Below are 16958 nucleotides of genomic sequence, written 5' to 3' on the forward strand. Positions count from 1 at the left end.
TTTAAGCAGAATAATCGTCAGGCTTCCCTCTCCTGGGGAGAGGGGCCGGGGGTGAGGTTTCGCCGTTAAGAATACTGTAGCTTCTTGTCCAGAATCTCACCCGTCGCGTCTTCAAATGCCTTCACTACCCAGCGCAACGCTTCGTTCTCCGTTGGGTTTTTCAAGGTGTCTTTGCCTACGGCTTTGGTCAGCTCGTCGCGGAAGTAACCGGGCGTGATGCCTTTGCTGAAAATGCCGGTTTCGACCGTCTTGTCGCTCACCATTTTGTTGAAATCCGCTTCGTCGGCGCGGATGGCAGTGTAGCGGCGCTGGTTTACGCCCAGCTCGCGCAGCCACTCGTTGTACTCGCCGAAAAAGTCCGTCAGCTCGCGCAAAGCGCGGTTGTTGCGCAGCTGGGCTGAGAGGTCGCCGGCCTCGTAGTAGGGCGCTTTGGCATCCTCGGGCGTGTGCTTGAGGAAGTAACGGGCGAAGTAGTGCAGCTGGATGAGCGGGCGGGCCACTTCCTGGCGCATGTCGCTGGGCAGCTGGCCGAAGTCGATGTCGGTGCTGTCAGCTTTCAGGCCGTACTCGTGGTAGAGCGGCTGGTTGGCATCGAGCTGGTTGTCGGGCACTTCCATGAAGTGCTGGATGGACAGCGCGCCCAGCATTTCGAGCAGGTGGGCCTGGTTGCGCTGCTCGGCGCGGCCGGGGTGGTTGGCCAGCGGCTGGCCGGGCTGGTCGCCGAGGTAGTACATGGCTTCTAAGCCCTGCAGGTTGTCGGCGTAGTACGACAGCGCGGTTTTCGTCTTCGTAATGAAAGTGTTGGAGTCGATGAAATCCTGGCCGGCAGCTTTCTCGTCGGCCGAGGGGTCAGCTAGCTTGAAGTAAGGCAGCATCACCAGCGCGCCGGCTTTGAGGCGGCGGCGGATTTCGGGATGGGCCAGTGGCGAGTTGGCGTCGCGCAGGTTTTTTACCAGCAGCGGGAAGCCGGCCGCGCCGGTTCCGCCAAAAATGGAGCTGATAAAAAACGCCCGGTCACCGTCCTGCAGGCTCTGGGCGAGGTAGCGCATTTCCTTGGACTGCACCATCGCATTCAGCACCACCGAACCTACGTTGGGCGAGCCGCGGAACCCCACGTCGAGGTTGGCCGCGAGGCTGTCCTGGGTGAACAGCAAATCCACCAACCCCTGGGTTTCCACCGAGAGGTCGTTGTATTTCAGGTAGTCGCGGAAGGGCTGGCTGATGCCGCCGAAGTCGTACACGAAGGAGTCGCGCAGTTCCTCCCCACCGCCGCTGGTGTTGAGGTGAGCCAGCGTGTTCATGGGCTGGCTGAAGAAGCCGGTTTTTTCCTTCTGGCCGTCGCCGTACAGCGCTTCGTGGATGCGGGCGTAGCGTTTGAGCAAGGCCACGGTGCGCGTCACGTCGCCGTTCTGGGTGTCGGGGTCGATGAGGACGGGCACCACCTGGTCGCAGTTCGGAATGCGCACGCCCGAGGCCAGCAACATGGTGAGGGAGCGCAGCACGCGGGCCCCGGTGCCGCCCACGGCAAAGATGAATAGTTTGGACATAGCGTTGAGTGTAGCGCGAAGCTCCAGCTTCGCGTGTCGTTGAACGACTTTAGGAATCCCAATGGCGGCGCTATCAACGCGGCCGATACGCGAAGCTGGAGCTTCGCGCTACATTCTTAAAACGGCCCCACAAAAGGCGTGGTGCGGGCATATGTGCTCCAGCGCTTCAGCAGCACCGACAAAATCAGGAACCACAAGGCTGCTACAATCATGTTCACCACCATAAAGTAGCCCAGGTAGCTGCTCGCTTCGGCGCCGTGGCCCTTGCTGAGGCTGTTGGCCAGAAACACGCCCAAACCGGCGGCCAGGGCCAGCGTCAGGGCCCAGTGCGGCGTGCGGAACATGCCGGTGCGCAGGGCCGAGTTGAACACATAGTAGAAAGCAACAACCAACAACAAGCTCACGCCCAACGTGCTCCAGCCCACGAGTGAAAACAGGTCGGTTTTGTAGAGGCCGTAGTCGGCCGGGCGTTGGCTTTGAAAGATGGAAATAAGCGCCGAGTACAGGCTGGTGAAGAAGGTTTGCATAGGAAAAGGTTAGAGAAGTGAGAAGTGAGATAGGAGAGGTGAGATAAAAACAATGATTGTCTCATATCTCACTTCTCGCCGTCTCATGTCTCTATTTATCGTTTTTGAGTGGAAGCTGAACCGTGAATACGGCGGGTAATGGAGTTGGGTACGATTGACGGACGCCGGTCAGCAGTTGGTCGAGGCCAAACGTGCGGGGGGCGGGCGTATTGTCGTTGGTGGTGCTCCAGGCGGCTACCCAGTCCGGCGTTTCCGGAGCGGGCAGCGAGAGCGTGAGCGTGGCCGTGGGGGCTGCCAGCTTGCTCACCCGCAGGCGCACCACGTGGGTATAAGGCGCCAGCACCGGCTGGCCGCTTTGCTCCTCGTCGGTGAGCGGGCGCACCGAGTTGGGCAGCAGGCTGGCCTGGCCGTTGGGCAGGCGCACTTGCAGATGTTGGGCCAAAAAGGCCGGTTGCTGCCAGGCGGCGGGCAATTCCTTCAAATCCAAGCCCACCGAAAAGTCTACCGGGTCGTCGGAAGGGTTCAGGGTCAGACCGTTGTTTTCGGCATACACGGTGCCGCCGCTCGACTTTAATTTCGGGTCCGTGAGCTTGGTGAGCAGCGGCGCAAAGGCGGGCGTGCTCGTTTTCAGCCCAAAGAAGGCCTGTTGGGCCGGCGCGTTCTTGAACACCTCAGCGGCATAGCGCGCCACCTGCGCGGGCGGCCCAATCACCCACACATAATAAGGCACCTTTTCGCCGTTCAGGGCACGCTTTTGCACGGGCGTTTTCACGGCCGGGAAATAGCTGCCGTAGAAGTGCGAGGTTTCGCCGAACACCGCGACGGCCAGTTGCTGCCGGCTCACGGGCGCGATGGACGTGCGAATGAGGTTGGGCAACTGCGAGAAATCCGACTTGCGGGCCGGGCCATAAATGAAGTCGGAAATCACCACACTCACCTCCTCCCCTGCCTTGGGCCGGTTGAGAATGCCTTCCAGCATCTGCGGCAGCTCGGTGCCGAGGGCAGCCTGGCTCACTTCGCCCTGCACCACGTCGCGCAGCTCCTCAAACTTCACGGGGCGCGGCGCGGCGTTTTCGCAGAGGTAGTACTTGCGCTCGGCCACGGCTCCGTTCACCTGGGTTTCGGTGATGAGGGCGCCGATGCGCTTTTGGAACTCAGTCGCGGGCTTGTCGGCCCCCCCACGCGGCACAAAGCCTTTCATGCCGCCCGAATACTCCAGAAAAACGCTCACGCGCAACGGCGCAGCTTCAGTGGTGGCGGGGGCTTCGGTGGTGGCTTTGCTGGTTTTGGTGGGCTTGCTGGCGGTGGTTTCGGCCGGTTCCGAGTTGCAAGCCGTCAGGAGTGAAACGGTTCCAAAAAATACCCCGGCGAGCCGGAAACGGCGAAACAAACGCGGCACGGGCAAGCCCACGGGAACGGAAATCGGCATAGAATAAGCGCTAGGCGAGGTTTTGGGGCGAAGTATAGGCATTACGCAGCGAACTACCCAGCGGCCGAAAACCACAGGCCCTAAACGCAGCTCCGAGGCCGCTAGTACGGCCAGCCCCTTCACCAAACGCGTTTTCACATTTCTTTGTCAGCAGGCCACACATTGCCAGCTTATTATAAATTGCAGACAGGACTAGCCTCTTTATCAGCAGGTTTTAACCATTGCAAATCATTGTTTTAAATATTGCTACAACATCTGATGCGGCCCATTCAAACCAATGAATTAGGTTTAAGCTGGACTGTTTATTAACATTGCCAGATAGATGTGCTGTTGGTTTTTCCAGGTCTTGTGATGCTATGCACCTTATTGCTCTCCGCGCTGAATACCAAATCACGGTCGACCGGGCCCAAAATCGGATTTTCTACCAAAATTTTGGTCCGATGAGGACCGCCAAGGCCCTGCCCCATTACCGCACCGATTGGGAAACCGCCTTGGCCCAAGTCCGGCCCGGCTTCTGCATCCTCACCGACATGCAGGTGGTGAACGAAAACGGCGGTGCCCTGCTCGACGCGTTTCAGGCCGTGGAGCAGCTCATCGTGCAGCGCGGCGTGACTTTGGTGGCCGAAGTGCACTTTCCCGGCCTGCCCACCCGCCGCCACACCGACGCCGTGACCACCCGTCAGGCCATGCCCGTTGAGTATTTCCTCGATATCTGGGACGCCACCCAGTTCCTCGACGGGCTGCAGCTCCACACCGGCACGGCGGCTTAGCGCCGGCCGAAAACCGTCTTTTAGTGGGGGTTCAGCGGCCAACGATTCCAGCCGCGGCGTTGTTATGAAGCGGGCCCGCGTTGGCGGCCCCGGCCGGTGGCCGTACCTTTGCGCAACGGCCTCCTACGTTGTGGCCGCTTCAAACCCGCTGCCCGGTTAAAGGCACTTTTTACCCTTATGTCCACCCCCATTTCCACCGATATCTGCATCATCGGGGCCGGCCCGGTCGGCTTGTTTGCAGTGTTTGAGGCGGGCTTGCTCAAGCTCCGCTGCCACGTCGTTGATGCCCTGCCGCAGCCCGGCGGCCAGCTCTCCGAGATTTACCCCAAGAAGCCGATTTACGACATCCCCGGCTTCCCCGAGGTGCTGGCCGGCGACCTCGTCGACAATCTGATGAAGCAGATTGAGCCCTTCCACCCCACCTTCACGCTGGGCGAGCGGGTGGAGAGGTTTGAAAAGCTGGACGACGGCTCTTTCCAGCTCTTCACCACCGACGGCACCGAAATCCACTGCAAGGCCGTGGCCATTGCCGGCGGCCTGGGCTCGTTCGAGCCGCGCAAGCCGGCCGTGGAAAACCTGGAGCAATTTGAAGGCGGCCGCGGCGTGCACTACATGGTGCGCGACCCCGAGCACTTCCGCGACAAGAAAATTGTCATCGCCGGCGGCGGCGACTCGGCCCTCGACTGGACCAACTTCCTCGCCAACGTGGCTTCCGACGTGACGCTCGTGCACCGCGGCACCACCTTCCGCGGTGCCGCCGACTCGGCTGAGAAAGTGCAGAAGCTGCACGAGGCCGGCAAAATCAAGCTCGTGCTCAGCTCCAACGTGACGCACCTGCACGGCAACGGCGAGCTCAAGGAAGTGACCATCACCGGCAACGACGGCAAGGCCGAGAAGGTCCCGCTCGACTGCTTCATCCCGCTGTTCGGCCTCACGCCCAAGCTCGGCCCCATCGGCGAGTGGGGGCTGGAAATCGAGAACGACGCGGTGAAAGTGGATACGCTCGACTACAGCACCTCGCTGCCCGGCGTGTTCGCCATCGGCGACATCAACACCTACCCCGGCAAGCTCAAGCTCATCCTCTGCGGCTTTCACGAGGCAGCGCTGATGTGCCAAGGCGCGTTCAAGTACATTTTCCCCGACAAAAAATACACGCTCAAGTACACCACCGTGAACGGAGCACCATCTATGTAAAATGGTAATTAAGTAAATGAGTAAGTTGGCGCCAGCCTTCACTCATTTACTCAATTACTCACTTACCAACTTACCACTTGGAAAACGACATCCGCGTCTACGTCGAGGAAGCCCCCGGCCAACGTACTGAACTAGTGGGCCCCACCGACATGGGCCTCAGCCTGATGGAGCTGCTCAAAGCCAGCGGCTACGACATCATGGCCACTTGCGGGGGCATGGCCCTTTGCGCCACCTGCCACGTGGAGGTGCTGGCCGGCCCCGCCCTGCCCGAGCCCGAAGATGCCGAGCTCGACATGCTCGAAACCCTGCCCGTGGTGCACGAAGGCTCCCGCCTGAGCTGCCAGATTCGCCTCACGCCCCGCACCGACGGGCTGGTGGTGCGCTTGGCTGCCACGGGCGCTTAGGATTTATCTGTCATTGCAAGGGCGAAGCCCGTGGCAATCCGTCTTCACTGAGCGACCAACTCTGATTTGTGACAAAGCTTTTTTCAAAGCGAAAAGCCCCGACACTGCTTAGTGCCGGGGCTTTCTAGTAAAAGGCGTGTCTGGTTTTGTACAGGACGGATTGCTTCGATACGCTCGCAATGACAGGCAAAGACGGAACGCTACGCCCCCGCTGCCAGCCGCTCCCGCATCCGCTCCTTTGCGGCGGCCGATAGCGCGGGGCCCGTCTGTTCGCGGGCTGAAGCGGCCGCCCTGGCCCATTCGGCCATGAGCACGGTTTGCTTGGCGTAGCGCTTGCAGTAGGGGCAGTAGCGCAGGTGCACCCACAGGCTGGCGCGCGGCCCCCATAGCAGGGCGCGGTCGGGCTGCTGGTCGAGCAGGCGGGTAGCGTTTTGGCAGGTAATGAGTCGGAGCATAACGGGGGTTAATTCTTGCCTAAGCCGTGTTTTTCGAGGCAGCGGCGCAGTTGCAGCTTGGCCCGGTGCACCAGCACCCAGTAGTTAGACGCAGTGATGCCCAGCTCCTGACAAATTTCTTCGGCCGATAATTCCTCCACGAAGCGCATGGCAAACACGGCCCCCTGTTGCGCCGGCAGCCGGTCCTGGCAGCGCTGAATAGCCTCGTGCAGTTCCTCCTGCTCCAGCGCGGCATCGGCATTCAGCCAGCTGGCGGGCATTTGCGCATCGGCCCAGTGCCCGGTTTCCAGGTTAAAGAAGTCGGCTTCCGTAGCGCCGCCTTCGCTTATTTGGTCGAGACTGACTTGCTTGGCGCGGGCCTGCCGGCGGTAATGGTCGATGATTTTGCGCCGCAAAATGACGAACAGCCAGGTGCGCTCCGACGCCTCGGCCCGGAAGGTAGCCAAGCCGTCAAGGGCGCTCAGGAAAGTTTCCTGCACCAGTTCTTCGGCCACGGTGGTGTCGCTCACGCGGCTGAGGGCAAAGCGGAAAAGCTCGTCGCCGTAGCGGTCGGGCCACTGCGCCGGAATGGGAACGGATGGGGTCATGCAAGGCGGCGAGGGGCTGGGCCCAACTCGCACCGCAAGATTACGGCGGCCGCCGGGAAAAGGACGCTTCTCACTCCGATAGGGCGGCGGTAGCAACTCCAACAATGTGCCGCGAAGCCACTTCCTGCACCAGCACCACGGCCCGCAAATTCGGCCGTTGCCAAGCAGTGGGCAAAGTCAGCGCTTGGTCGGCGCTAAACGTTCCGTCTGCCCCCACGCGCCCAAGCGGCAGCAGCTGGCGCACCACAGCTGCGTGGCGCAGCAGGCGCCCGGCGTTCTCGCCCCGCCCCACCTGCGACGACAAGCCGCTTTCGGTGATGGCCAGCAGTACTTCTGCCGTGGGCGTGCCGGCGGGCAGGTTCTGCACCCGCACCTCGGCCCGGCCCTGGCGCACGCGCAGGCCCACGGTGGCCTGAGGTGCCTTGGCGGCTTTGGCCACGGTAGCCGCCAGCTCGCCGGTGCGGCTGCCCACCAATTCGTAGCGTCCATTCACCACGGCCTGAGGCGTGTAGGAGCCCGTGCCGAAACCTTGGGCGTACTGGCGCTGGCGCGCGGTGTAGGCCGGCGCGGAAAAAGCGTCTTTCCAGCCCAGCCTGTTCCAGTAATCGACGTGCTCGCCGAGGGCAATAACTTCAACGCCGGGCACGGTTTGAGCGGTTTCCAGGTCGCGCAGGGCCGCATCGGCGCTTGGGCAGCTGGAGCAGCCTTCTGAGGTGAATAATTCCACGATTACCGGCACCCGGCTTGGCTCCGTCGGCACGGGCGTCGCCGGCGTAAGCGATAATAATAGACCGCAAAGCGGCAGCACGAGCAGCAAAGCTGTTTTCATCATCGACGAGGCAAAGCAGCATTATTCCGGCATCATTGCCGAGTTGTTTTGCTAGACGCTGCGCTTTAATCCTCCTTACAGCCAAGCCGTCATCCTGCGCTTTGCCGCTGGCCGCATCTAAAATAAAAAGCCCCCGCAACGGCGAGGGCTTTTTTAGTTACTCTGATGCTTAGTGTACCTTACTGCGCCCGCTTCAGGGGCGACTGTGCGGCGCTGCCGTTCGGGCCGGCTGTGGTGACGGGCACCGGCGCGAAGTTGAAAATTTCTAGTACCACGCGCCAGCCGGCCACGGCTTCGCGCCGCCAGATGCGCAGGTAGCTGCCCTTTTCCTCGGGGTGCTTGGCAGTGGCCATGCGGCGCAGGTCGCCCACCACGTAGCCCAGGTCGCCAGCGGCGGCCAGGTAGCCGGTGGTGGGGGCAAAAATGTAGCTGTCACCGAGGTTTTTCATGTTGGCCACGGCGGCGGCCCCTTGCATCATGGAGAGGCCGGGCCGGTAGAGGCGGGCTTCGGCACTCAGCGACTGCTCGTAGCTGGCACCGGGCTTGGAGAGTTCGGCCGCGGCAAACTTGCGGTCCACGTCCAAAATAATGCCCGACGGGGCCATACTGGGTGTGGCCACGGCCGGCTGCAGGCGCGGCTGGGGCACCGTGGCGGGCTTGGCCGGTGCCGCGCCAATACGCTCGATGCCCATGTCGACGGCAAATTTCCAGGTGCCGTCGGGCTGCTTGCGCCACACGGTCACGTACTCGCCCCCGGCCTGCGGTTGGCCGTCTTTGAGCTGCGTCCAGGGGCCGGTGGTGTAGCCCAGGTCGCCCGACTGGGCCACATCGGCCAAAATGGGGTACCAGCTCAGGCGCGTGGTGGGCTGCACCGGCCGGGCCTGCCACACCTCCTGGGCGCTGACGAGCTTGCCGCCTTCCGCGATAAGCGCCGTGGGGGCGCTATAAGCCAAAAAGGCAGCCTTGGTGCCCGCCTGCATCGCCTGCGCCGCAAAAGAATTTTCGGCATCAATCACCGCCTGGCGGGCCTGCCCCATGCTCACCAACGGCAGCCCGGAGGCCAATAACGCTATAATTGTCAAGGAATTCTTCATAATATACAAGGCTAATGGCTTATCAATAGCTAAGATAGGCACTACGGGATAATCACAATTCTCTGCCAACTTTCATTTGCCCGCTGATGCCGTTCTTGCAGCCGCATTGGCCCCTGGCTGAAACTTTGAGCCACTTTCCGCCGATTCATTTTTCTTGTTTTTATGAAACTAGCCGACCTCACTGCCCGCGCCCGGCGTATCCGCCTCGTTCTCACCGACTGCGACGGTGTGCTCACCGACGGGGGCGTCTATTATTCGGAGCGCGGCGAGGAAATGAAGCGGTTCAACATCCGCGACGGCATGGGCGTGGAGCGCCTGCGCAACCAAGGCATTGCCACGGGCATCATCACGGGCGAGGTATCGCCCTCGGTGCGCACCCGCGCCGCCAAGCTGCGCATCGAGGAACTGCACCTCGGCATCAAGGACAAGCCGGCTTGCCTGCAGGAAATCATGGCCCGCACGGGCCTGCAGGCCGATGAGATTGCCTTCATCGGCGATGATACCAACGACCTTGAAATTCTGGGTTTGGTGGGATTTTCGGCCTGTCCGGGCGATGCCACGTCTTTCGCCCGCGCGGCGGCCGACTTTCATTGCCAGGCCTTTGGCGGCCACGGCTGCTTCCGCGAGCTGGCCGAGTTCATCATTGCCGCCCAGGGCAGCGCCCAGCCGATGGCGGACGATAAAGGAAGTGAGTAGTAGCGGATTGGTGGGGTGACGGATTAGTGGATTGGAATACGATATAATCCACTAATCCACCGCTATTCCGGCAGCAGGCCCTGACTGGCGGCCAGCCGGATGAGGGCGGCCGTGTTGCGCGTCTGGGTTTTGTCCATGATGTTTTGGCGGTGGGTTTCGACGGTGCGCTTGCTGGTGAAGAGCTTGAGGGCGATTTCGGCGTTCGTAAGGCCGGCGGCTACCAGGCCCAGCACCTCCATTTCGCGCTTGCTCAGGCCCAGGGCCACGCGGGCGGCGTCGCCGTCGGCGGGCGTGCCGGTGTAGAGGCGGCCCAACAGCGCCATCCCAATGGCCGAGCACAGAAACGAGCGGCCCGAAGCCACGGTGGCCAAGCCATGCGCAAGCTCACTGACCAGGGCGCTTTTCAGGATGTAGCCGTGGGCGCCGAGGTCGAAGGCGCGGGCCACGTAGTGCTCGTTGCTGAGCTCGCCGCGGGCTAGTACGCGCAGCTGCGGGTATTGGCCGCGCAGGGCGGGCAGCAGCGCCAGGGCGTCGGGGCCGGGCAGGCTCAGGTCGAGCAGCACGACGGTGGAGTTGACGGTGCCAAGTTGGGCCAGGAGTTCGTCGCCGGTGCCGGCTTCGCCCACTACTTCGAGCCCGGGCGCTGCCGCCAAACCGAGGCGCAACACTTCACGCGTGGGCGCGTGGCCGTCGGAGAGAAGCAGGCGAATCATGGTGTAGAAAAGGGCGTAAAAAGAGAAAGCAAAAAGGTCAATCAAAATGAAGCCGACTTTAGTTCGCCAGCCAACAAAATTGGTTGTATGCACCCCGAAATTATAAGCTCAGGCAATCTGAACCCTAAACTCATTAGCAAAAGCCGTATAAATCCCTGGAAAAATCAGCGCTTCATCGGCCGATTTGGTACAAATACGTAGCCGGGTTTGCCGTATAACAGGACGGGGCCAACTTTGTGTTCTGCCACCTGTTCTACGCCTCCCACCTGCCTTCTTTTCCGCTATGACTCGCATTCTTCTGGCCGATGACCACACCATTCTGCGCGATGGCATTCGGGCGCTGCTTTCAACGGCTCCCGACCTGGAAGTGGTAGGCGAGGCCAGCAACGGCGCCGAGGTGCTGACCATGCTCGAAACCATTCCTGCCGATGTGGTGCTGATGGACGTGCAAATGCCCGTGCTCGACGGCTTTGCTACCATGCCCGAGCTGCGCCAGCGCTTCCCGGAAGTGAACGTACTGGTGCTCACCATGCTCGACCACGAAAACTACGTGGCCCGCATGCTGGAGGCGGGGGCCTTGGGATACGTGCTCAAAAACGCCGCCATCACCGAAATCATGTACGCCATTCGAACAGTGGCCACCGGCAGCCCTTTCCTGTGCACGGAAATTGGGCTGGCCATGCTCTACAAGGCCGTGGCCAACACAGGCGGCAGCACTTCATCCGAAGAAATCGGCAGCCACACCGGGGCCGACCTCACGGCCCGCGAGCTGGAAGTGCTCAAGCTCATTGCCGAAGGGCTCACCAACGGCGAAATCGCCGACAAGCTCTTCACCAGCAAGCGCACCATCGAAACCCACCGCCAGAACATCATCGCCAAAACCCAAGCCAAAAACACCGCCGCCCTCATCAAGCTGGCCGTGGGCCGGGGGCTTATTTCATAGTGGTTAGTGGTTAGCTTTAATAGCCCAAAAGCATCTGATACTCACCACTAATCGTTAACCACTAACCACTATAAAAGCCCGCCGATGGCGCTGATGCTCAGGGCCACGATGGCGGTGTTGAAGCTGAAGGAGATGAAGGCGTGGAGCAGGGCGGTGCGGCGCTGCCGCCGGCCGGGGATGGTGACGTCGGCCGTTTGGGCGGCCATGCCAATGGTGAAGGCGAAGTAGGCAAAGTCCAGGTAGTCGGGCTCGGGGTCCTGGCCGGGAAATTCCAGGCCGCCGGTGTCGCCGCCGGCCGCTTCGTCGTTGTCGTAGAAAATGTGGGCGTAGCGCAGCGTGAAGATGGTGTGCACCAGCAGCCAGGCTTCGAATACCGCCGCCATGCTCAGCGCCACATTCAGCGAGAGCCCGCCGGAGCCCAGCCCTTTGGTGGAGCTCAATAGGGCCACCACGCCCAGCAGGCTGGCCAGGGCCGCCACCAGCACAAACCCGAACGCCAGCGCCCGACTAGGGTCTTCGTCGTTGGCCACTTCGCGGATGCGGGCGGCATTGGCCGTGAAAATGGCGGCGGCGATGAGCAGCAGCGTCACGGCGGCGAAGGCGTCCCAGGCGGCCACCCACTGGCTGATGTGGCGGGGGCTGGCCGGGGTGCCGGCCCACGCCAGCGCGCCCAGCGCCAGACCGGCCAGCAGCCGGTAGCGCGCCGAAACGCGGCCCACGCGGTGCACTGCCCGAAAAAGAAAGTTGGAAGAAGTCGTTGGCACGGCGCAAAGTACGGCCGCCGGGGCCGGCCCGCCGAAACTTTTATCCCGGCTAATGCTTCCTTTGTGGCGCCGGCGGCTGCCGGTGTTTTCCACGTTCCGTCTATGAATTCAGCGCCCCTTTCCGGCCTCTACGAGCCCTCGCTCGCCCTCGTCACCGACCTGTACCAGCTCACCATGGCCTACGGCTACTGGCAGCAGGGCCTGCAAGACCGCGAGGCGGTGTTCCACCTCTACTTCCGCAAGGCGCCGTTCCAAGGCGGGTACGCGGTGGCGGCGGGGCTGGCGTTGGCGGTGGACTGGGTGGAGAACCTGCGTTTCTCGGAAGATGACCTGGCTTACCTCGGCAGCTTGCGCGGCAGCAAGGGCGGCGTCATGTTTCCGGCCGAGTTTCTGGAATACCTGCGCCAGCTGAAATTCACCTGCGACATTGATGCCGTGGCCGAGGGCACGGTGGTGTTTGGCAACGAGCCGCTGATTCGGGTGCGTGGGCCGCTGCTGCAAGCCCAATTGCTGGAAACGGCCTTGCTCACGCTCGTCAATTTCCAGACCCTGATTGCCACCAAGGCCGCCCGCATCCGCGAGGCCGCGGGCCCTTCGGACCAGGTGCTGGAGTTTGGCCTGCGCCGCGCCCAGGGTTTCGATGGCGGCCTGGGGGCCAGCCGCGCGGCTTTTTTGGGTGGGGCCGATGCCACCAGCAACGTGCTGGCCGGGCAGCGCTACGGTATTCCGGTGCGCGGCACGCACGCGCACAGCTGGGTGATGTCATTTGGCGATGAAGTTCAGGCGTTTTCGGCCTACGCGCAGGCCTTTCCCGACGACTCGGTGTTTCTAGTCGATACCTACGACACGCTGGAAGGCGTGCGGCAGGCCATTAAGGTGGCCCGCGAGATGCGCGCCAACGGGCACGAGCTGGCCGGCATCCGCCTCGATTCGGGCGATTTGGCCTACCTCAGCCGCGAGGCGCGGGCGGTGCTCGACGAAGCCGGCTTTACGGAAACGCGCATCGTGGCCAGCAACGACCTGGAGGAAAACCTCATCACCAGCCTCAAGCAACAGGGCGCCCGCATCGACACCTGGGGCGTGGGGACCCAGCTCGTGACGGCCTACAACCAGGCCGCGCTGGGCGGGGTGTACAAGCTGGCCGCGCTGCGCAAGGCCGATGACTCGGGCTGGGACTTCACCATCAAGCTTTCGGAGCAGGTGGCCAAAACCAGTGTGCCGGGCATTTTGCAGGTGCGCCGCTACCTGAACGAGTACGGCAAGCCCCGCGCCGACATGCTCTACAACACCGCTGTGCCCCTCCCCGACCAGCTCACCATCATCGACCCGGCCGACCTCACCCGCCGCCTGGCCATCAAGCCCGAAACTAAGTTTCGGGAGCTGCTGGAGCCCGTATTCCGCGCCGGCAAGCGCGTGCTGGACCTGCCCACCCTGGCCGAAAGCCGCGCCCACGCCCAGCGCGAAGTGCAAAGCCTCGACCCCAGCATCCGCCGTTTCCTCAACCCCCACGTGTTTCCGGTGGGCCTGGAGAAAACGCTGTGCGACTACCGCACGGAGCTTATTCTGGAGAAGAAGCCCGTGCGCGGGGCGTAGCGGTTAATTAAGACGAAAAAGCCGTCACGCTGAGCATATGTTCAGCGTGACGGCTTTTTCGTGCCAAGCATTTGCCGGTTCTAATCAAACTCTGGCCAGTTCTCTTCCAGTGCTACGGGTTCCGGCTGTTGCCTGGGTTGCTTCGGCGCGCTGGGGTGGCCCGAGGCGAAAGTCAGCAGCGCAATCACCAAACTGAAAAACACGGCCAGCACCGTCACAAACTGATGCGACACCACGCGGTTGCGGGAAAAAATCAGCAGCACGGCCAGCGCCAGCAGCAACACGTCGGAGGCCACCACCAGTAGGGCATCGCCGGGCCAGTGCATCACCCGAAACACCACGCCCAGAATGCCCACCGTGAGGGTGGCTACCATCACGTAATTCAAGGCATCGGAGGTGCCGGCTTCTGCATTGGCCCGCGCCGTGAAACCCAGCACCGACGCCAGCAAGGCACCAAAGCCGCCCAGCATCAGGGCATTGGCGCCGTACCACCAATGTACTTTAAAGTACACGCCCAAGAGGCCTAGTAGCAGCGCCGCCCCGTTTAGTAGTCGTGGTACATTCATGCCGAGTCGTTGTTGCCAGCCCTAACGGAGCCGGAAGATAAACTATTGCAGCAACCGCCCTACAAACATCATGCACAGCCAGCCTACGGCAGCTTACGCGTAGCGCAGCTCGCCTGCACCCACGCGCAAGGTCACGCCGCTTTCAGCCGTGAGTTGCCCGGCCACCTGCGCCTGGTAGCCGCTGGCTTGCAGCGAGGCTACTACCGCAGCGGCGCTGGCTTCTTCGGTCACGAGGAGCATGCCGGTGCCCATGTTCCAGTAGAGGTAGGCCGTTTCGGCGTCGATGCCGCCGATTTCGCAGAGACGCTGCATGGCGGGCAGGGGCGCAAACAGGTTGTCCAAGACTGCGCCGAGGCCGTTTTTCAGCACCCGCTTGAAGTTGTCGGCCACGCCTCCGCCGGTGATGTGGGCGGCGCCGTGCAGCGGCAGGCCGGCATCGAGCAGGGCCGTGAGGCCCGGCGAGTAGATGAGCGAGGGCGCCAGCAGGGCATCGCCCCAGGTGGCGTACTGGTCGGCATCGGTACCGTCGTAGGGCGCTTCGTGCCAGTTGTCGCCGAAGAGGCGGGTGAGGGTTTTGCGGGCCAGCGAGTAGCCGTTGGAGCGGAACGAGGGCGACTGCAACGCCACCACCGCCATACCGGCCTGGGCGGTGTGCCCGCTCAGAGGCCGCGCCAGGCTGGGGTGCAGGCTGCCGATAGCAGTAGAGCACCAGTTAAAGTTCATGGCCGCGCCGGGCCAGCCGCCGATGCGGTTACCGAGTTCGGCAATTTCGCCGCCGGTGATGGCGATGCCGGCGAAGTTGCAGGCGTCGTGCAGGCCGCGCATCATCTGGTCCACCACTTCGTAGTCGAGGTGGTTCACGTCGATGATGTTGGAGAGGTTGGTGGGCACGAAGCCGGCCACAATGAGGTCGTCGGCGGTCATGGCCACCAGGTCGAAGCCCAGGGTATCGTAGCGGCCGGTGCGCTCGGCCACCTCAATTTTGGTCCCGATGCCGTCGGAGCTGATGCCGAGGCGGGCGTTGCCGAAGCGGATTTCGTTGGCAAAGCCGCCGTCGAGGTCGGGGGCGGCTTCGCCGGGCTTGCCGGCGCGGTTGGCGAAGGTCTTTTTAGCCCAGCCGTAGGCGTTGCGGGAAGCGGCGTTGCCTTCTTCGATGGAATAGCCGGCGGGGTTGTTTTTCGTATCGTTCATGCGGTTGACCCCACCCCCGGCCCCTCCCCTCCGGGAGAGGGGAGCCTGGCGCAGGGCACTCAGGGCAATTGCTTTGGTAAAATCAAAAAAGCCCCTCCCCCAACGGGGAGGGGTTGGGGTGGGGTTAGTGCTCCGTCGGCGCGGGCGCCTTGGCGCTCACCGACTTCTTGTCTTTCTTTTTCTTGTCGCCGCGGTGGCTGGCGCGCTCCTCCTGGATGTGGCGCAGGTAGTGCGTCACATCGCCGGTGGGGTACTTGCCCGAGAAGCAGGCGAAGCAGCTGCCGCCGTGGCCGCGCTCCTCCGAGAACAGCTCGTACAGGTCCTGCAAATCCTGGTAAATCACCTTGTCGGCCTCGATGTAGCGGCAGATTTCGTCCTCCGTGTAGTTGGCCGCAATGAGCTCGGTACTCATGGCCATGTCGATGCCGTAGATGCAGGGCGACACGATGGGCGGCGCGCTCGAAATAAAATAGACTTCCTTGGCGCCCGCCTCGCGCAGCAGCCGCACGATGCGGCGCGACGTGGTGCCGCGCACGATGCTGTCGTCTACGACGGCCACCTTTTTGCCTTCCACAAACTCGCGGATGGGGTTGAGCTTTTTCTTCACCACGTCCTCGCGCCCGGCCTGGGTGGGCACGATGAAGGAACGGCCCATGTGGTTGTTTTTCACCAGCGCCCGGCGGTAGGGCACCCCAATGGCCTCGGCCAGTCCGGAGGCCGAGAAGTAGCCGGAGCTGGGCACGTCAATCACCATATCGGGCTTGAGGCCGGCATCCACCACCTTGCGGGCCAGGATTTTGCCCAGCCGCACCCGCTCCCGCGCCACCAGGCGGCCATGAATCACAGAATCTTCGCGGGCAAAGTAAATCTGCTCAAACACGCAGAACGCCTTGGGCGGCGCCGGCTGGTTTTTGCGGTGCACCTGGAAATTGTTGTCGATGAAAATGGCCTGCCCGGGGCCGACGTTTTCAATGAACTCAAAGTCCAGGTAATCGAAGCAGGTGCTTTCCGACACAAAGGCGTAGACCGGGCCATTGGGCGTATCGCGCCGCCCCAGCGCCAGCGGCCGGATGCCCAGCGGGTCGGTAAACGCCAGCAGGCCGTGCCCGGCAATGACGGTGATGGTGGCATAAGCGCCCTCCACCAGCTCCTGCGTGGTTTCCACGGCGTCGAAAATATCGACTACCGAAATGCGGTCCAGGTCTTTCACGCGCAGCTCCGAGGCGAAGGTGTACATGATAAGCTCCAGGTCGTTGGTGGTTTTAGGCAGCACGTGGTACTTGTCGTGCAGGCGCTTGGCCACGTCGCGAAAGTTGATGACGTTGCCATTGTGCACCATGGCCAGCCCGAAAGGGTAGCTGGTGGTGAAGGGCTGGGCCAGGTCGGAGTCGTTGGCGCCCTGGGTGGTGTAGCGAACGTGCCCGATGCCGATATTGCCTTTCAGCTTCTTCACGTGCTTGGGCTTGAACACGTCATTGACGAGGCCCTGGCCCTTGCAGAGGTGAAATGAGTCGTCGAAGGTGGCGATGCCGGCCGCGTCCTGCCCCCGGTGTTGCAGGGCGGTGAGGCCGACAATCATGTCGCCCACCACGTTATCGGGACCGTGAAAACCTACTATTCCGCACATGGGATGGGGTCGTTATTTTAGTTAAATCA

Annotated in this window: 19 protein-coding genes; 7 read left to right on the forward strand and 12 right to left on the reverse strand. The window is 62.3% G+C overall.

What is annotated here, in order from left to right:
- Positions 1-65: 65 nt before the first annotated feature.
- From MTP16_RS01040 to MTP16_RS01050, 3 genes are all read right to left on the reverse strand, one after another.
- Positions 66-1547, reverse strand: coding sequence for a hypothetical protein (locus MTP16_RS01040; protein ID WP_243515123.1), 1482 nt, complete (start codon positions 1545-1547; stop codon positions 66-68).
- A gap of 116 nt (positions 1548-1663) precedes the next feature.
- On the reverse strand, positions 1664-2074 hold the full coding sequence (locus tag MTP16_RS01045; protein WP_243515124.1) for a hypothetical protein: 411 nt from the start codon (positions 2072-2074) through the stop codon (positions 1664-1666).
- 91 nt (positions 2075-2165) lie between these two features.
- Positions 2166-3503: a hypothetical protein gene (locus MTP16_RS01050; RefSeq protein WP_243515125.1), complete on the reverse strand. Its 1338-nt coding sequence runs from the start codon at positions 3501-3503 to the stop codon at positions 2166-2168.
- A 440-nt stretch (positions 3504-3943) separates the two neighbouring features.
- Between MTP16_RS01050 and MTP16_RS01055 the strand changes: the two genes are divergently transcribed.
- The 3 genes from MTP16_RS01055 to MTP16_RS01065 all read left to right on the forward strand — a co-directional run bounded on the left by MTP16_RS01055 (position 3944) and on the right by MTP16_RS01065 (position 5871).
- Positions 3944-4273 carry a hypothetical protein gene (locus tag MTP16_RS01055; RefSeq protein WP_243515126.1) on the forward strand — a complete coding sequence of 110 codons (330 nt, stop codon included), beginning with the start codon at positions 3944-3946 and terminating at the stop codon, positions 4271-4273.
- Between the two features lie 177 nt (positions 4274-4450).
- Complete coding sequence (locus MTP16_RS01060) at positions 4451-5467, forward strand: NAD(P)/FAD-dependent oxidoreductase (protein WP_243515127.1); 1017 nt, start codon at positions 4451-4453, stop codon at positions 5465-5467.
- Positions 5468-5544: 77 nt separating this feature from the next.
- Positions 5545-5871 (forward strand): 2Fe-2S iron-sulfur cluster-binding protein, encoded by a 327-nt coding sequence (locus tag MTP16_RS01065; protein WP_243515128.1) that lies wholly within the window; start codon positions 5545-5547, stop codon positions 5869-5871.
- Positions 5872-6071: 200 nt separating this feature from the next.
- Here the strand turns inward: MTP16_RS01065 and MTP16_RS01070 are convergent, their stop codons facing one another.
- The 3 genes from MTP16_RS01070 to MTP16_RS01080 form a co-directional block, all read right to left on the reverse strand.
- Positions 6072-6326 (reverse strand): anti-sigma factor family protein, encoded by a 255-nt coding sequence (locus MTP16_RS01070; protein WP_243515129.1) that lies wholly within the window; start codon positions 6324-6326, stop codon positions 6072-6074.
- A gap of 8 nt (positions 6327-6334) precedes the next feature.
- Positions 6335-6913 carry a sigma-70 family RNA polymerase sigma factor gene (locus tag MTP16_RS01075; protein WP_243515131.1) on the reverse strand — a complete coding sequence of 193 codons (579 nt, stop codon included), beginning with the start codon at positions 6911-6913 and terminating at the stop codon, positions 6335-6337.
- A 70-nt stretch (positions 6914-6983) separates the two neighbouring features.
- The gene (locus tag MTP16_RS01080; RefSeq protein ID WP_243515133.1) at positions 6984-7640 is read right to left on the reverse strand and encodes a DUF1223 domain-containing protein; all 657 of its coding nucleotides are present in this window, start codon (positions 7638-7640) and stop codon (positions 6984-6986) included.
- On the opposite strand from MTP16_RS01080, the gene MTP16_RS01085 reads away from it, so the two are divergent.
- Positions 7627-7797, forward strand: a complete 171-nt coding sequence (locus MTP16_RS01085) for a hypothetical protein (RefSeq protein ID WP_243515134.1) — start codon at positions 7627-7629, stop codon at positions 7795-7797. The genes MTP16_RS01080 and MTP16_RS01085 overlap by 14 nt on opposite strands.
- 124 nt (positions 7798-7921) lie before the next feature.
- Here MTP16_RS01085 and MTP16_RS01090 read toward each other — a convergent pair whose 3' ends face one another.
- A complete protein-coding gene (locus tag MTP16_RS01090) occupies positions 7922-8836 on the reverse strand; it encodes a DUF4440 domain-containing protein (protein ID WP_243515135.1) in 915 nt (304 codons plus the stop codon).
- A 162-nt stretch (positions 8837-8998) separates the two neighbouring features.
- Between MTP16_RS01090 and MTP16_RS01095 the strand changes: the two genes are divergently transcribed.
- The gene (locus MTP16_RS01095; protein WP_243515136.1) at positions 8999-9532 is read left to right on the forward strand and encodes a KdsC family phosphatase; all 534 of its coding nucleotides are present in this window, start codon (positions 8999-9001) and stop codon (positions 9530-9532) included.
- Positions 9533-9594: 62 nt separating this feature from the next.
- Here MTP16_RS01095 and MTP16_RS01100 read toward each other — a convergent pair whose 3' ends face one another.
- The gene (locus tag MTP16_RS01100) at positions 9595-10245 is read right to left on the reverse strand and encodes a LuxR C-terminal-related transcriptional regulator (RefSeq protein ID WP_243515137.1); all 651 of its coding nucleotides are present in this window, start codon (positions 10243-10245) and stop codon (positions 9595-9597) included.
- 283 nt (positions 10246-10528) lie between these two features.
- Between MTP16_RS01100 and MTP16_RS01105 the strand changes: the two genes are divergently transcribed.
- Positions 10529-11188, forward strand: coding sequence for a response regulator (locus tag MTP16_RS01105; RefSeq protein ID WP_243515138.1), 660 nt, complete (start codon positions 10529-10531; stop codon positions 11186-11188).
- A gap of 68 nt (positions 11189-11256) precedes the next feature.
- Here MTP16_RS01105 and MTP16_RS01110 read toward each other — a convergent pair whose 3' ends face one another.
- Positions 11257-11952 (reverse strand): DUF1345 domain-containing protein, encoded by a 696-nt coding sequence (locus MTP16_RS01110; protein ID WP_243515139.1) that lies wholly within the window; start codon positions 11950-11952, stop codon positions 11257-11259.
- A gap of 102 nt (positions 11953-12054) precedes the next feature.
- Here MTP16_RS01110 and MTP16_RS01115 point away from each other — a divergent pair, with 102 nt between their 5' ends.
- Entirely contained in the window at positions 12055-13545 is a 1491-nt protein-coding gene (locus tag MTP16_RS01115; RefSeq protein WP_243515140.1) for a nicotinate phosphoribosyltransferase, read from the forward strand.
- 80 nt (positions 13546-13625) lie between these two features.
- Here the strand turns inward: MTP16_RS01115 and MTP16_RS01120 are convergent, their stop codons facing one another.
- From MTP16_RS01120 to purF, 3 genes are all read right to left on the reverse strand, one after another.
- Positions 13626-14111: a hypothetical protein gene (locus MTP16_RS01120; RefSeq protein ID WP_243515141.1), complete on the reverse strand. Its 486-nt coding sequence runs from the start codon at positions 14109-14111 to the stop codon at positions 13626-13628.
- Between the two features lie 93 nt (positions 14112-14204).
- The gene (locus tag MTP16_RS01125) at positions 14205-15302 is read right to left on the reverse strand and encodes an AIR synthase-related protein (RefSeq protein WP_243515142.1); all 1098 of its coding nucleotides are present in this window, start codon (positions 15300-15302) and stop codon (positions 14205-14207) included.
- A 124-nt stretch (positions 15303-15426) separates the two neighbouring features.
- A complete protein-coding gene (gene purF / locus MTP16_RS01130; RefSeq protein ID WP_243515143.1) occupies positions 15427-16929 on the reverse strand; it encodes an amidophosphoribosyltransferase in 1503 nt (500 codons plus the stop codon).
- Between the last annotated feature and the right edge of the window lie 29 nt (positions 16930-16958).

It is taken from the genome of Hymenobacter monticola (genome assembly GCF_022811645.1).
Lineage (GTDB): Bacteria > Bacteroidota > Bacteroidia > Cytophagales > Hymenobacteraceae > Hymenobacter > Hymenobacter monticola.

Bases quoted from the DNA above. Each gene is read 5' to 3' on its own strand.
- MTP16_RS01070 (WP_243515129.1), bottom strand. From the start codon at position 6,326: ATGCTCCGACTCATTACCTGCCAAAACGCTACCCGCCTGCTCGACCAG.
- MTP16_RS01105 (WP_243515138.1), top strand. From the start codon at position 10,529: ATGACTCGCATTCTTCTGGCCGATGACCACACCATTCTGCGCGATGGC.
- MTP16_RS01100 (WP_243515137.1), bottom strand. From the start codon at position 10,245: ATGATTCGCCTGCTTCTCTCCGACGGCCACGCGCCCACGCGTGAAGTG.
- MTP16_RS01090 (WP_243515135.1), bottom strand. From the start codon at position 8,836: ATGAAGAATTCCTTGACAATTATAGCGTTATTGGCCTCCGGGCTGCCG.
- MTP16_RS01055 (WP_243515126.1), top strand. From the start codon at position 3,944: ATGAGGACCGCCAAGGCCCTGCCCCATTACCGCACCGATTGGGAAACC.
- MTP16_RS01120 (WP_243515141.1), bottom strand. From the start codon at position 14,111: ATGAATGTACCACGACTACTAAACGGGGCGGCGCTGCTACTAGGCCTC.
- MTP16_RS01040 (WP_243515123.1), bottom strand. From the start codon at position 1,547: ATGTCCAAACTATTCATCTTTGCCGTGGGCGGCACCGGGGCCCGCGTG.
- MTP16_RS01115 (WP_243515140.1), top strand. From the start codon at position 12,055: ATGAATTCAGCGCCCCTTTCCGGCCTCTACGAGCCCTCGCTCGCCCTC.
- MTP16_RS01095 (WP_243515136.1), top strand. From the start codon at position 8,999: ATGAAACTAGCCGACCTCACTGCCCGCGCCCGGCGTATCCGCCTCGTT.
- MTP16_RS01075 (WP_243515131.1), bottom strand. From the start codon at position 6,913: ATGACCCCATCCGTTCCCATTCCGGCGCAGTGGCCCGACCGCTACGGC.
- MTP16_RS01045 (WP_243515124.1), bottom strand. From the start codon at position 2,074: ATGCAAACCTTCTTCACCAGCCTGTACTCGGCGCTTATTTCCATCTTT.
- MTP16_RS01050 (WP_243515125.1), bottom strand. From the start codon at position 3,503: ATGCCGATTTCCGTTCCCGTGGGCTTGCCCGTGCCGCGTTTGTTTCGC.
- MTP16_RS01125 (WP_243515142.1), bottom strand. From the start codon at position 15,302: ATGAACGATACGAAAAACAACCCCGCCGGCTATTCCATCGAAGAAGGC.
- MTP16_RS01060 (WP_243515127.1), top strand. From the start codon at position 4,451: ATGTCCACCCCCATTTCCACCGATATCTGCATCATCGGGGCCGGCCCG.
- purF (WP_243515143.1), bottom strand. From the start codon at position 16,929: ATGTGCGGAATAGTAGGTTTTCACGGTCCCGATAACGTGGTGGGCGAC.